16 protein-coding genes are annotated in these 13,686 nt (G+C 70.8%); 10 read left to right on the top strand and 6 right to left on the bottom strand.

The annotated features are described in order from the left end of the window. Positions 1-198: 198 nt before the first annotated feature. Complete coding sequence (locus IE262_RS04395) at positions 199-657, top strand: ATP-binding protein (protein WP_189871354.1); 459 nt, start codon at positions 199-201, stop codon at positions 655-657. Between the two features lie 142 nt (positions 658-799). On the opposite strand, the gene IE262_RS04390 is transcribed toward IE262_RS04395, so the two are convergent. The 3 genes from IE262_RS04390 to IE262_RS04380 all read right to left on the bottom strand — a co-directional run bounded on the left by IE262_RS04390 (position 800) and on the right by IE262_RS04380 (position 2,767). Further along, positions 800-1,273, bottom strand: a complete 474-nt coding sequence (locus IE262_RS04390; RefSeq protein ID WP_134031187.1) for a C40 family peptidase — start codon at positions 1,271-1,273, stop codon at positions 800-802. A gap of 542 nt (positions 1,274-1,815) precedes the next feature. After that, positions 1,816-2,124, bottom strand: a complete 309-nt coding sequence (locus IE262_RS04385) for a hypothetical protein (RefSeq protein WP_189871352.1) — start codon at positions 2,122-2,124, stop codon at positions 1,816-1,818. A gap of 7 nt (positions 2,125-2,131) precedes the next feature. Next, entirely contained in the window at positions 2,132-2,767 is a 636-nt protein-coding gene (locus tag IE262_RS04380; RefSeq protein WP_134031180.1) for an ATP-dependent Clp protease proteolytic subunit, read from the bottom strand. Positions 2,768-2,938: 171 nt separating this feature from the next. On the opposite strand from IE262_RS04380, the gene IE262_RS04375 reads away from it, so the two are divergent. Next, the gene (locus IE262_RS04375; RefSeq protein WP_134031177.1) at positions 2,939-3,214 is read left to right on the top strand and encodes a type II toxin-antitoxin system Phd/YefM family antitoxin; all 276 of its coding nucleotides are present in this window, start codon (positions 2,939-2,941) and stop codon (positions 3,212-3,214) included. Positions 3,215-3,302: 88 nt separating this feature from the next. Here IE262_RS04375 and IE262_RS04370 read toward each other — a convergent pair whose 3' ends face one another. Continuing rightward, entirely contained in the window at positions 3,303-4,328 is a 1,026-nt protein-coding gene (locus IE262_RS04370) for an ABC transporter permease (protein WP_134031174.1), read from the bottom strand. Between the two features lie 135 nt (positions 4,329-4,463). Here IE262_RS04370 and IE262_RS04365 point away from each other — a divergent pair, with 135 nt between their 5' ends. The 8 genes from IE262_RS04365 to IE262_RS04330 all read left to right on the top strand — a co-directional run bounded on the left by IE262_RS04365 (position 4,464) and on the right by IE262_RS04330 (position 11,643). Beyond that, complete coding sequence (locus IE262_RS04365; RefSeq protein ID WP_134031171.1) at positions 4,464-5,114, top strand: TetR/AcrR family transcriptional regulator; 651 nt, start codon at positions 4,464-4,466, stop codon at positions 5,112-5,114. A gap of 114 nt (positions 5,115-5,228) precedes the next feature. Continuing rightward, positions 5,229-5,531, top strand: a complete 303-nt coding sequence (locus tag IE262_RS04360; RefSeq protein WP_103838990.1) for an urease subunit gamma — start codon at positions 5,229-5,231, stop codon at positions 5,529-5,531. Positions 5,532-5,547: 16 nt separating this feature from the next. Then, a complete protein-coding gene (locus tag IE262_RS04355; RefSeq protein ID WP_189871350.1) occupies positions 5,548-5,859 on the top strand; it encodes an urease subunit beta in 312 nt (103 codons plus the stop codon). After that, on the top strand, positions 5,852-7,573 hold the full coding sequence (locus IE262_RS04350) for an urease subunit alpha (RefSeq protein WP_134031165.1): 1,722 nt from the start codon (positions 5,852-5,854) through the stop codon (positions 7,571-7,573). The genes IE262_RS04355 and IE262_RS04350 overlap by 8 nt, the downstream gene beginning before the upstream one ends. An 11-nt stretch (positions 7,574-7,584) precedes the next feature. Further along, positions 7,585-8,268: an urease accessory protein UreF gene (locus IE262_RS04345; protein WP_189871348.1), complete on the top strand. Its 684-nt coding sequence runs from the start codon at positions 7,585-7,587 to the stop codon at positions 8,266-8,268. A 152-nt stretch (positions 8,269-8,420) separates the two neighbouring features. Beyond that, positions 8,421-9,116, top strand: a complete 696-nt coding sequence (gene ureG / locus IE262_RS04340; RefSeq protein WP_189871346.1) for an urease accessory protein UreG — start codon at positions 8,421-8,423, stop codon at positions 9,114-9,116. Further along, positions 9,113-9,871 (top strand): urease accessory protein UreD, encoded by a 759-nt coding sequence (locus tag IE262_RS04335; protein WP_189871344.1) that lies wholly within the window; start codon positions 9,113-9,115, stop codon positions 9,869-9,871. Before ureG ends, IE262_RS04335 begins: the two co-directional genes overlap by 4 nt. 170 nt (positions 9,872-10,041) lie before the next feature. Further along, positions 10,042-11,643 carry an alpha/beta hydrolase gene (locus IE262_RS04330; RefSeq protein WP_189871658.1) on the top strand — a complete coding sequence of 534 codons (1,602 nt, stop codon included), beginning with the start codon at positions 10,042-10,044 and terminating at the stop codon, positions 11,641-11,643. A gap of 52 nt (positions 11,644-11,695) precedes the next feature. On the opposite strand, the gene IE262_RS04325 is transcribed toward IE262_RS04330, so the two are convergent. Both IE262_RS04325 and IE262_RS04320 read right to left on the bottom strand, forming a co-directional pair. Beyond that, the gene (locus IE262_RS04325; protein ID WP_189871656.1) at positions 11,696-12,718 is read right to left on the bottom strand and encodes an NAD-dependent epimerase/dehydratase family protein; all 1,023 of its coding nucleotides are present in this window, start codon (positions 12,716-12,718) and stop codon (positions 11,696-11,698) included. Between the two features lie 134 nt (positions 12,719-12,852). Then, complete coding sequence (locus tag IE262_RS04320; RefSeq protein ID WP_189871342.1) at positions 12,853-13,593, bottom strand: lysophospholipid acyltransferase family protein; 741 nt, start codon at positions 13,591-13,593, stop codon at positions 12,853-12,855. Between the last annotated feature and the right edge of the window lie 93 nt (positions 13,594-13,686).

The following is a 13,686-nucleotide window of genomic DNA, read 5'->3' as shown; positions in this document are numbered from 1 at the left end:
CCGAAAGGCCCGCCCGAATACGGTCGGTCGTCGGATAGTTCACCGCTTCGGGCGACAGATATATGCATATCTTGGTGGATCGGCACCGTGACGGCCCTGGTTGATGGCACTCTGGCGCGAAGCACCAGTCCGGGACCGTACTCGAATCCACTCGCTCCGTGTCGGACTCCGGTCCCCTGGGAAAGGGACGACGTCGCCATGGCAGACCACCAGGAAGCATCCGTCACTCTGCCGAGCGATCCGGCCTCGGTCTCCGCGGCTCGCACATACGTCGCCACCGTGCTGGCCGAATGGGGCCTGCCGAGCGACACCGAAGTCGCGGACGCCGTACGGCTGATCGTGTCCGAACTCGCCACCAATGCCGTCCAGCACACCCTCGGGCAGTCGCCCACGTTCACCGTGGACATGGCGCTCGACTGTGACGAGCAGCTGCGGATCGGTGTCACCGACAGCCATCCGCGCTTCCCGAAACGTTTGCCCGCGGCCGTTCAGCAGGACAACGGCCGGGGCATGGTCATCGTCCGCTGGCTGGCGGCCGAGTACGGCGGCAGACTCAGCGTCAGACCGACCCGGGAAGGAGGCAAGACGGTGTCCGTCGAACTGCCCTGGACAATCCCCCTGCAACAGGTCACCGCCGGGGGACAGCAAGGACCTTGAGCCGACGCGCGGCGTCATCGGCGAACGGGTGACCGTGTGAGGACCGTGTCACGCGCCGCGGGGCGGCCCAGCAGGCCCATCGCGGGGCCCTCTGGCTCCGAGGGGCGGCGGCCGCCCTCACCGCCGCCGCCCCTCGGGCGGGTCAGCGGACCCGGCCGTACCAGACGCTCTTCGTCCAGATCCTCTCCAGTTTCACGACGTCCCCGGTCTTCGGGGAGTGCCAGATCTTGCCCTTACCGGCGTAGATGCCGACGTGGTAGACGTACGAGCCCGAGTGGAAGAAGACGAGGTCCCCGGCCTTGCGGCTCTTGGCGGAGACGCGCTTCGTCTTGTTGTACTGCGCTGCGGCCGTACGGGGGAGCTTCTTGCCCGCCTTCTTGTACGAGTACAGCGTCAGACCGGAGCAGTCGAACCGCTTCGGGCCCACGGCGCCCCAGCTGTAGGGCGATCCCTTCTTGGATGCCGCGACCCTGAGCGCCTTCGTCGCCGGTGAGGCCGCCTCGGCCTCCGACGCGACGCCAGGGGCCGCGATGCTGCCGCCCACTGCGGCGAGAGTGAGAGCCGAGGCCGTACCGGCCCGGGCCATGAGCGACGGGACACGATTGAGCGCAGTCATGCGCAACCCTTCGTCAGCCGCCTGTGAAGGATGACCTGTCGGATTCGGGCTGGCGAAGTTGCCCGGCCGCGTTGCCGCGGCTTCACCCCAAGGGCTGCTCGGAACTGACGCTCCGGCGGCCCGTCGTGCTCGGGTCCTCCACTCCTGCCGATCCACTCCTGTCGACCGGTCATCCGGGCGGCGGCAGGACTCGGCGTCCGCCCGGACCGCCCCGCCGCGGTGGCGGGGACTTGTCGTCAGATACGGATCTTGGCGCACGCATGTGGGAAGCGGCGAACGGAATCGGCTGTTTGTGGGGTTGGTCACCACTCACCCGTTCGGGTGGACAGCCCTTCGCATACCCGGAAGTCACGAAGCCCGATGAGCGTCCGACCAGCGACGAAACAGAGGATTCCGTCGTTGGGGTACACGCGTTGCGCAACTCCCCTCGGCCCGTGGAGGGAGCGAAAACTGCCCGTTCGCAGGTACGTCGTCTGGTCCGTTCGAGGACCTGGCCGGACGCCCCGTCAGTTCGCCGCGCGACCCGGGTCCGTGCCGTCGCGTCAACTCCCCGATACGGGAGGCAGCGCGACGCGTGCCGCCCGGCGCTCCCCGTCAAGGACCCGCAGGGCCCGCGCGAGCGTCGATGCGTGCATCACGTTCTCACCCCTGGTGTGCATCAGTTCGAGTGCGTCGCGCAGGGCGGTCGCCTTGGCGACCAGGGCCTGGGCCGCCCTCAACCCGCCGTAGGTGTCGCCGGGGCGGGCCGGGTTGATCCTGCCGAGCAGGTCGACCACGTCGAGGTAACGGTCGATCAGGTCGGCCTCGGCGCGGGTCAGCGCGGGCAGCGGCGGCAGTTCGGGTGGGAGCATCGACGGCTCACCTCGTACCGGGCAACGCGCGAGAGGTCTTCCGGCTCGGGACGATCCGGTCCACCAGGCCGTACGCCACGGCCGCCTCGGCGTCCAGGATCTTGTCCCGCTCGATGTCGTCACGCACCCGCTGCGCGCTCTGGCCGGTGTGCCGGGCGAGCATCTCCTCCAGCATCCGGCGGGTGCGCATCAACTCGTCGGCCTGGATGGCCAGGTCGGTCGCCTGTCCCTCGACCGGCTCGGGCAGTGAGGGCTGGTGGATGAGCACGCGGGCGCCCGGAAGCGCGGACCGCTTGCCCGGGGCGCCGCCGGCCAGCAGCACCGCGGCGGCGGACGCCGCCTGGCCCAGGCAGACGGTCTCCACGTCGCAGGTGACGAACTGGATCGTGTCGTAGATGGCCGTCATCGCGCTGAACGAGCCGCCCGGCGAGTTGATGTAGAGCGAGATGTCCCGGTCCGGTGCGGCGTGTTCGAGGTACATCAGCTGTGCCATCACGTCGTTCGCGGCCGTGTCGTCGATCGCTGTCCCGAGGAACACGATGCGCTCCTCCAGGAGCTTCGCGTACGGATCCATCGTCCGGTGGCCCGCGGTCGTGCGTTCGGTGAACTCCGGCAGGACATATCGAGCGGTCGGTCGGGTCATGGGGTACCCCTCCTTGCGGCGGCCTCTGTAAGAAATGTACAGGACGTACGTTCCCGTGTCTCCCTACCTCCTTGCGCTGTGATCCGGAAGGTGCCCCCATAGCGGCTCTGACCTGCGTGTTCGCCGTCCTTCACCGTTCGTGCCGCGCGGGCGCCCCGTAAGCTGGGGGACATGGCCTACGAGATTCCGGTGACGCAAGCCAGGGCTGAACTCGCCGACCTGATCAATCGCGTGGTGTACGGCGGCGAGCGCGTCGTCGTGACGCGGCACGGGAAGCCCCTCGTCGCCCTGGTCTCCGCAGCCGATCTGGAGCGGCTGGAGGAGCCGGCCTCGACGGAGGAGCCGGTGATCCGCTCGGTCTCCGGCGTCCGGGACGCCGCGTCCGCCCCACGCGAACGGCAGCGGTTCGGGATCGCGGCGGAGCACCGCGGGACCGGCGCTTCCTGAGGGGCAGCGCTGCGTGAAAGGCCGTGTGCCCCCGTCCGCTACTGCGGGGGCACACGGTCCGTTTGGTGCTGGTTCCCGGCCGCCCGGTTCAACCGGCCAGGGCAGGCGTCCGTTTCGAGGTCGGCTCGCCGGTCCTGCGGCGTCGTGTGAGCGCGCTGCCGAGCAGCACCGCTCCCAGGCCGAGCGCCGCCCACCAGACGAGGGTCAGCGCGGGGCCGGTCGCGGCGGCGCCGTCGAAGAACGACACCGAGCGCAGCAGTGACGCACTCGCGCCCGGCGGCAGCCACTGGCCGATCGCACCGGCCGGTTCGGGCAGCAACTCCGGCGCCGAGGACGCGCCCGCGAAGGGGTTTCCGAGCAGGACCATCAGTAGCCCGCCCAGCCCCATCCCTGCCCGTCCCATCAGTGCGGCGAGCCCCGCCACGGCGGCGCCCACGGCCAGCGCCGTCAGGCTGAGCGCACCGGCCTCGGCCCACCAGTTCCCCTCCAGGACGCCCAGCCAGGTGTGCGTGATCGCGGTGGCGGCCATGCCGACCAGTGCGGCGGCACCGAGCAGCGCCCCGGCCGCGCGCGTCCCGCGCAGCCCTAGCAGGGTGACCACAGCCCCGGAGGCGACCCCGGCCAGCGCCAGCGGCAGCACGCTCGCGGCGAAGGCCGAGCCGCGCGGATCGCCGGCGGCGGTGGGCGCGACGTCAACGGTCGTTGGCTTGGTGCCCTCCGCTGCCTCCTCGGCCACCGCCTGCTGCAGCATCTGAGCGACGGACGGGCTCGCGGCCGACGCCGTGAGCAGCTTGGGTCCCTCGGCGGTGACGATCACTGCGCCGTATACGGTCCGGTCTTCGATGGCGTCCCGGGCGGCTGCCTCGTCGGCGTAGCGGTGGATCTCGAAGGCGCCGTCGCGCTGTTCCAGCTCCCGCTGGACCGGGGCGGTGGCGCTCGCGGGCCCCGCCACACCGAGCGGCAGGTTGCGGGGCGCGATACGGGCGGCCGGCCAGGTGAAGGCCCAGAGTGCCAGCGCCACGAGGGCGGGCACGAGCACGATGACCGCGATCAACTGGCGGTTCTTCTGCTGGGCGAGTGCTTCGGGCCGGGGCGGTGGAGTAGAGGCGGACATGGCGTTCCTCGGTTCGGGTTGGCAGATCTCGACTTGGGATCGCGCTAAAAAGAAGGATCGTTCGTTTTCTTGAGTCACCATCCTCTCGGTGTACCGGCTTGTCAAGAAAGGAACGTTCGTTTTACGTTGGGCGGCGTGCCCCGCGTATCCCAGGAACGCCTCGACGCCCGCCGCCGCCAGATCCTCGAAGCCGCGGCTCGCTGTTTCGCCCGTAACGGGTTCCACGCCACGTCGATGCAGGACGTGCTGAAGGAGGCCGGCCTCTCCGCCGGTGCCGTCTACCGGTACTTCGCCGGCAAGGAAGAGTTGATCGCCGCGGTCGTCAACGAGGTACTTGAGGAGATCCGCAGCGCCTTCGAGGAGGCCGCCCGCACCAGCCCGCCGCCACCCCCGAACGTCCTCATCGGGGCGGTCCTGCGCAGAGTGCTCCGTGCGAAGTCGGAGCAGGGTGAGGAATGGGCCTCGCTCTACCCCCGGCTGATGATCCAGGTGTGGGCCGAGACGCTGCGTGACCCCGCGTTGGCGGCCGTCCTGCGGCAGGGATTCGAGACGGTCCGCGTGCTGTGGGTGAAGATCGTCGAGGGCTACCAGGACGCGGGCATGATGCGGGCCGACATCCCCGCCCTCAGCGTCGCGCGGACCATGGTCGCGCTGGTCCAGGGGTTCGCCGCGCAGTACGCCCTCTTCGGTGACGTGCCGGTGCAGGCGGTGGAGCTGGGGCTGGAGGCGCTGATGAGCATGGGGGGACCCGGACGCGCGGAGCTCAGCGGACCAAGGGACGGTTAACCTCGCTGAAACGCCGCCCAATTAGCCTGCGCCCACGCCACCAGCGACGTCGCCCGGTGGCCGCGGCAACCGGACCCCGCACGGTCCGGAGCGAGGACTGTGAGGTGGGACGCCGTGCAACTGACGCCGCACGAGCAAGAGAGGCTGCTGATCCATGTGGCGGCCGATGTCGCCGAGAAGCGCCGGGCCCGCGGCCTGAAGCTGAACCACCCCGAGGCGGTCGCGCTCATCACGTCACACATCCTCGAAGGCGCCCGCGACGGCCGTACCGTGGCCGAGCTCATGGCGTCCGGGCGGAAGCTGCTCACCCGGGACGACGTCATGGAGGGCGTCCCGGAGATGATCCACGACGTCCAGGTCGAGGCGACCTTCCCGGACGGCACCAAGCTCGTCACCGTTCACGACCCGATCGTCTGACGAGGGAGGGGTGCGCATGATTCCCGGAGAGATCCTGTTCGACGACGGGCCGATCGTCTACAACGAGGGTCGCGACGTCACCTGGCTCACCGTCCTCAACGCCGCCGACCGCCCCGTCCAGGTCGGCTCCCACTACCACTTCGCCGAGGCCAACCCCGGCCTGGAGTTCGACCGTGAGGCCGCCCGCGGCAGACGGCTGAACGTCGCCGCGGGCACCGCCGTCCGCTTCGAACCCGGAATCCCCGTCGACGTCGAACTCGTCCCGCTCGCCGGCGCCCGTATCGTGCCGGGGCTGCGCGGTGAGACCGGAGGTGCCCTCGATGCCTGAGATCTCGCGTGCGGCGTACGCCGACCTGTTCGGGCCCACGACCGGTGACCGCATCCGGCTCGCCGACACCGATCTGCTGATCGAGATCGAGGAGGATCGTTGCGGCGGACCCGGACGTGCCGGGGACGAAGCCGTGTTCGGCGGCGGCAAGGTCATCCGCGAATCCATGGGACAGTCGCGCGCCACACGCGCGGACGGCACACCGGACACCGTCATCACCGGTGTCGTCATCGTCGACCACTGGGGCATCGTCAAGGCCGACGTCGGCATCCGTGACGGCCGGATCACGGGCATCGGCAAGGCCGGCAACCCCGACACCATGGACGGTGTGCACCCGGATCTGGTGATCGGCCCGGAGACCGAGGTCGTCGCGGGCAACGGCCGCATCCTGACGGCCGGCGCCATCGACGCCCACGTCCACTTCATCTGTCCCCAGATCGCCGACGAGGCACTGTCGGCGGGTATCACGACGCTGGTCGGCGGCGGTACGGGACCGGCCGAGGGGTCCAAGGCCACCACCGTCACGCCCGGCCCCTGGCATCTGGCGCGGATGCTGGAGGCGATGGAGCAGTACCCGCTCAACATCGGGTTCCTCGGCAAGGGCAACACCGTGTCGCACGAGGCGATGCTGTCGCAGATCCGTGGCGGTGCTCTGGGGCTGAAGCTGCACGAGGACTGGGGGTCGACCCCGGCCGTCATCGACGCGTCCCTGACCGTCGCCGACCGGACCGGCATCCAGGTCGCCATCCACACGGACACGTTGAACGAGGCCGGGTTCGTCGGGGACACGCTCGCCGCCATCGCCGGGCGCGGCATCCACGCGTACCACACGGAGGGCGCGGGCGGCGGGCACGCGCCCGACATCATGACCGTGGTCTCCGAGCCGCACGTACTGCCGAGCTCCACCAACCCGACCCGGCCGTACACCGTCAACACCGCCGAGGAACATCTCGACATGCTGATGGTGTGCCACCACCTCAACCCGGCGGTGCCCGAGGACCTCGCCTTCGCCGAGTCCCGGATCCGGCCGTCGACGATCGGGGCCGAGGACGTACTTCATGATCTCGGTGCGATTTCGATCATTTCGTCCGACTCCCAGGCCATGGGGCGTGTCGGCGAGGTCGTCCTGCGGACCTGGCAGACGGCGCACGTGATGAAGGGGCGGCGGGGCGCGCTGCCCGGTGACGGGCGCGCGGACAACCGTCGTGTGCGTCGCTATGTCGCCAAGTACACGATCAACCCCGCGCTCGCTCAGGGACTCGCCCGCGAGATCGGCTCCGTCGAGACCGGCAAGCTCGCCGACCTGGTGCTGTGGGAGCCCGCGTTCTTCGGGGTCAAGCCGTATCTCGTCATCAAGGGCGGCCAGATCGCGTACGCGCAGATGGGCGACGCGAACGCCTCGATCCCGACGCCGCAGCCGATCCTTCCGCGGCCGATGTACGGGGCGATCGGGCGGGCTCCCGCCGCCAACTCGTTCAACTTCGTGGCGCCGCTCGCCATCGAGGACGGGCTGCCGGAGCGGCTCTCGCTCGGGAAGCGGTTCGTCGCGATCGAGTCGACCCGCGGGGTCACCAAGGCCGACATGCGGGAGAACGACGCACGGCCCGAGGTGCGTGTGGACCCCGACAGCTTCGCCGTGCACATCGACGGGGAGCTGGTGGAGGCTGCTCCCGCCGCCGAACTGCCCATGGCCCAGCGGTACTTCCTCTTCTGAGGGAGGCGTCGATGACACGGGCCGCACTACTTGTCCTGGCCGACGGCCGCTTTCCGGCCGGAGGGCACGCGCACTCCGGTGGCGCCGAGGCGGCCGTGAAGGCCGGGCGGATCACCGGTGCCTCGGGGGCGGCGGGGCTGGAGGAGTTCTGCCAGGGGCGGCTGCACACCGCCGGGCTGGTGTCGGCGGGGCTGGCCGCGGCGGCCGCGCTCGGGGCCGATCCGGTGGAACTGGACGGCGCTGCGGATGCCCGTACACCGTCTGCGGCTCTGCGGGTCGCCGCCAGGAAACTGGGGCGGCAGTTGATGCGGGCGGCTCGGGCCACCTGGCCCTCCGGGGAACTCGACGCGCTGGCACGCGAGTTCCCGAAGGGGGCGCATCAGCCGGTGGTGCTCGGGCTGGCGGCGCGGGCCGCGGGGCTGGGGGCGGAGGACGCGGCGTACTGCTCCGTGTACGAGTGCGTGAGTGGGCCGGCCACCGCGACGGTGCGGTTGCTGAGTCTTGATCCGTTCGAAGCGACGGGGGTGCTGGCCCGGTTGGCGCCCGAGATGGACGTGGTGGTGCGGCGGGCGGTGGAGGCGGGGCGGAGGTGTGTCGACGAGGGGGTTGATGCCTTGCCCGCGGGGTCGGCTCCGCTGCTGGAGATCAGTGCGGAGGTTCATGCGGGGTGGCCCGTGCGGTTGTTCGCGTCCTAGGTGGTCCGCCCCCGCCGCCCCTACGCATTCCCGTCCCCTGGGGGCTCCGCCCCCAGACCGGGTCGGCCTGAACGGCCTCGTCCTCAAGCGCCGGACGGGCTGGATGTGGCTGGACCAAGCCGCAGTCCGAACGAATGACAGGAGCCGTTGCCATGCACCTCGACCACACCCATCCCCACACCGACCGTCACGACGGGCCCTCCGGCGTCAGTGCCGACGCCCATCGGCCCGACGGTACCCGCCGTGCGCTGCGTATCGGGCTCGGCGGTCCGGTGGGCTCCGGTAAGACCGCCACCGTCGCCGCGCTCTGCCGTGCCCTGCGGGCCGAGCTGTCACTGGCCGTCGTCACCAACGACATCTACACCCGGGAGGACGCCGACTTCCTCCTCCGCGAGGCTGTGCTGCCGGCCGAGCGGATCACCGCCGTCGAGACCGGTGCGTGTCCCCACACCGCCATCCGGGACGACATCTCCGCGAACCTGGAAGCAGTCGAGGACCTGGAGGACGAGGTGGGACCGCTCGATCTCGTTCTCGTCGAGTCCGGGGGTGACAACCTGACGGCGACGTTCTCCAGGGGGCTCGTCGACGCGCAGATCTTCGTCATCGACGTGGCCGGTGGGGATGACATTCCGCGTAAGGGCGGGCCGGGGGTCACCACCGCTGACCTGCTCGTCGTCAACAAGACGGACCTGGCGCCCCATGTCGGCTCCGATCTCGCGCGGATGGCCGCGGACGCGAAGGCGCAGCGAGCCGGGCTGCCCGTGGTGTTCCAGTCGCTGAGGAGCGAGGACGGCGTCTCCGCCGTGGCCGCCTGGGTGCGGGGACAGCTCGCCGCGTGGACGGCATGACGACGGCGGGAGTGCGGGCCACCGCGCGGATCTCGGCGCGGGACGACGGGCGGGGCGGGACCGCGCTCCCCGTGCTGGAAGGCGACGGGCCGCTCGCCCTGCGGCGCACCCGGGCCAGTGGTGCCGAGGCGCGCGTCATGCTCGTGGGGGCCATGAGCGGGCCGCTCGGCGGGGATCACTTCGCCGTGGAGGCGGACGTCGGTGAAGGCGCCCGGCTGCACGTGGGGTCGGCCGCCGCCACCATCGCCCTGCCGGGCCAGGGGAAGGGCGAGGCACGTTACGACCTGCGGCTCACCATCGCCGCCGGAGGAGAACTGCGATGGCTGCCGGAGCAGTTGATCTCCGTCAAGGGGAGCGAGTTGGAGGTGTCCTCGCTCGTGGAGCTGGCGCCCGGTGCCCGGCTCGTCTTTCGTGAGGAGCAGGTACTCGGGCGGGCCGGGGAGGAACCGGGACGGCTCACCAGCCGGCTTACCGTCAGGCTGGGTGGGCGGACCTTGCTCGACCAGGAGGTGGCGTGCGGGCCGGGTGCTCCGGGGGGATGGGACGGCCCCGCCGTGCTCGCGGGGTGTCGCGCGCTCGGCCAACTCGTCGTCGTACGGCCCGAGTTCGAGGAGCGGCTGCCCGAGCCGAGGGCGCTTGGTGAGTACGCCGCGATCAGCCCGCTCGTCGGGCCCGCCGTACTCGTGACGGCGCTCGCGGGTGATGCGCTGCGGTTGCGGCGCGTGCTCGACGAGGCACTCGCGTCACTCGGCTGACACGGGGCTGACACGCGGTCTCACCGCTGGGCGGAACGTCGCACACCGGCTATCGGGTTGGTAAAAAAGCCTCGTCGTGTCTGTTCGCGGCCGCCTCACAGAGGCGAAGATCCCCCGTGACCACTCGCAACGAGGCAGGGGGGAGTTCTCAGTTGAGCCTGAAGAGCCCGATGAGCCCGAGAGGCAAGCGACCCACCAGGCGCGCGACGGCGTTCGGTTCCGCCGGAGCGCTTGTCTCGGCGGCACTGATAGCAGGCGCCGTCACCGCGCCCCCGGCCGGCGCGGACGCCCGCACCGTCAAGGACCCCGAGGCGCGCGGTGTGGCCGCCGCCGCGGCCAGGGCCGCCAAGAAGGGCATCGACTGGCAGGACTGCCCCAAGGACTGGGGCCTGGAGAAACCGATCCAGTGCGGCTGGGTGACCGTGCCGCTCGACTACGCCAAGCCGTACGGCAAACAGATCAAGCTCGCCGTCGACCGCGTCGGCAACACGGGCACCGCCTCCGAGCGGCAGGGCGCTCTCGTCTACAACCCGGGAGGGCCGGGCGGTTCGGGCCTGCGCTTCCCGCGCCGGGTCACGACCAAGAACCCGCTCTGGGTGAACACGTCGAAGGCGTACGACTTCGTGGGCTTCGACCCGCGCGGCGTCGGCCACTCGGCTCCCATCTCCTGCATCGACCCCCAGGAGTTCGTCAAGGCACCCAAGATGGACCCGGTCCCGGACTCCGAGGCCGACAAGCGGGCCCAGCGCAAGATCGCCGCCGAGTACGCGGACGGCTGCAAGGAGCGCAGCGGCGCGATGCTGCCGCACATGACGACGCCGAACACCGCCCGCGACCTGGACGTCATCCGGGCCGCGCTCGGGGAGAAGAAGCTCAACTTCCTCGGTGTCTCGTACGGCACGTACATCGCCGCCGTCTACGGCACGCTCTTCCCAGGCCATGTGCGCCGCATGGTCGCCGACAGCGTCGTCAACCCGTCGCGGGAGAAGATCTGGTACCAGGCCAACCTGGACCAGGACGTCGCCTTCGAGGGCCGCTGGAAGGACTGGATCAGCTGGGTCGCGCAGAACGACGCGACGTTCCACCTCGGCGACACACCGGCCGAAGTACAGGCGGAGTGGACGGAGTTGCGCGCCACCGCCAAGAAGGACCCGATCGGAGGGCTCGTCGGCCCGGCCGAGCTGATCTCCTTCTTTCAGAGCGCCCCGTACTACGACTCCTCGTGGGTGCCCACCGCCACCGTGTGGAGCGAGTACGCCGCCGGTGACACCCAGGCACTCGTCGACGCCGCCGCACCGGACCTCACCGACACCGCGGGCAACGCCGCCTCGGAGAACGGCACCGCCGTCTACACCGCGGTCGAGTGCGCCGACGCCCGGTGGCCCACGAGCTGGAAGTTCTGGGACCGCGACAACACACGGCTCCACGCGGACTACCCGTTCATGACCTGGGCCAACGCCTGGCTCAACCTGCCCTGCGCCACCTGGAGGTCCAAGCAGCACACCCCGGTCGAGGTGAGGACGGAGAAGGGCCTGCCGCCCGTCCTGATCGTCCAGGCCGAGCGTGACGCGGCCACCCCGTACGAGGGCGGCGTCGAACTGCACAAACGGTTCAAGGGCTCCCGCCTCATCACCGAGAAGGACGCGGGCTCGCACGGCGTCACCGGGCTGACGAACCCGTGCGTCAACGACCGCGTGGACACCTACCTGCTCACCGGCAAGGTGGACAGGGCCGACGTGACGTGCGCGCCGCACGCCACGCCGAAGCCGTAGGCGCACGAAGAGGAGGGAGGGGCGGCCGGAATTCCGGCCGCCCCTCCCTCCCTCACGCCTGGCGGCCGGCCAGCCATGCGTCCTCCGCCTCGTAGTCGAAGAGGTCCCCGTACACCTCGGCCATCCTGGGGTACGCCTCGCGCCAGTCCCGGCCGTCCAGCCGGCGCTCGATCCAGGTGACCGTGTCCGGGAGCGTCTGCGCGTACCGGGCCACCGGGCGGTAGCCCAGCTCCTGTTCGGCCGCCGACATGTCGCAGACCACGGGCCTGGGGACCGACCACGGTGTGTCGCCCACCGTGGGGGACGGGGCGGGGCCGTCGACCAGCACGCTCTGCGAACTGACGCCCATCACGGCGTCGATCGCCGCCGCGATCTCCGCCACCGTCGGCGCGTCGGGATCGACGGCGTTGAGGGCGCGCGAGCCCGGCCGTGCGGCGGCCAGCCGGATGAGTTCGGCGATGTTGTGGACGCTCGCCGGATGGAAGCGGCTCTCCCCGCCGTGGGCGAGGACGCGCCGGGGGCGCCCGTCCAGGTTGCGCTTCACGAAGTACAGCTCGCGGGGCGTGCGGCAGTACGGCCCGTGGATCGCGCCCGCGCGCAGCAGCGTGGCCGGCAGCCGGTCGGCGGCGGCGAGGAGGTCGCGCTCCAGGCCCGCCTTGCGGGTGCCGTACGAGGTCTCGCCCGGCCGGACCGTGCGCTGTTCCTCGGTGAGGGGCACGGGGTACTCGGGGAAGCCGTCCGGCTCCGCCTGGGTGTCGAAGGTGCGGCCCCTGGCGTCCTCGTACACCGCCACGCTGGAGATCACCACCGCCGAGCCGATCCGGTCGGACAGGGAGGTCAACTGGCGTGCGTGCTCCGGGCCGTAGGCGACCATGTCCACGAGCACGTCGCAGCCGTCGCCGATGACGGCGGCCAGCGCGGCGTCGTCCGCCCGGTCGGCCGCCTCGGCACGCACCCCGTCCGGCCACCCGTCGTCCCGTCCACCGCCCCGTGAGACGGCCGTCACGTCCCAGCCGTCCCGCGCCAGCACGCCCACGGCCACGCGCCCGATCTGCCCTGTCGCTCCGATCACCACAGCTCGTCTCATGAGGCGACCGTACGGGCCCGGCGGCGCTGTCCCCAGGTGACTTGGCTGAGAGCAGAGCGGAGCAGAGCAGACGGGCGAGGCGGCACGCGGCCGGCACGGCCCGCGCCCCGAGCGGCGACCCGTCAGCTGAGCGGCATCCGCGGGAACCTGCGTTCCTTCGCCTGCGCCGCGTTCGCCGCGCTCCCTTCGGACTGCTGCGCCTTGACCACGGCCGCGTACTCGTCGACGTACTCCTGACCGGAGAGCGAGAGGATCGCGTACATGATCTCGTCGGTGGCGGCGCGCAGGATGGCCTTCTCGTTCTCCATACCGGCATACCGGGAGAAGTCGAGGGGCTTGCCGAAGCGGATGACCACCGGGTGGATGTTCGGGATGACCTTGCCCGGCGGCTGCGCCTCGAAGGTGCCGATCATGGCACACGGGATGACCGGGACCCCGGCCTTCAGCGCCATGACCGCCACGCCGACCTTGCCCTTGTACAGGCGGCCGTCGTGCGAGCGCGTGCCCTCCGGGTAGATGCCGAGCAACTCGTCCCTGCTCAGGACGCCCAGGCCCTCGCGGATCGCGGCCTGGCCCGCGTCCTTGCCGGAGCGGTCGACCGGGATCTGCCCGGCGCTGCGGAAGAAGTGGGCCGTCAGCCAGCCCTTGATGCCCGGACCAGTGAAGTACTCGGCCTTCGCGAGGAAGGTGATGCGCCGCTTCAGCACGGCGGGCATCAGGAAGTGGTCCGAGAACGACAGGTGGTTGCCCGCGATGATGGCCGGGCCCGACGACGGCACGTGTTCGAGGCCCTCTATCCGGGGCCGGAAGACCAGTCGCAGCAGTGGCCCCAGAAGCACGTACTTGAGCACGTAGTAGAACACGGTGTCCCTCTCACTCTACCGGATCGGCTCTGTAGGCGTGTTCTGCCACGTCACGGCGCACATCTACGGACTCAATCATTTTGCGTGTGTAGC

Source organism: Streptomyces bluensis, assembly GCF_014650715.1.
GTDB lineage: Bacteria > Actinomycetota > Actinomycetes > Streptomycetales > Streptomycetaceae > Streptomyces > Streptomyces bluensis.
Note: the sequence above shows the minus strand (reverse complement) of the source record. Positions and strands in the feature narration are given on the sequence as shown.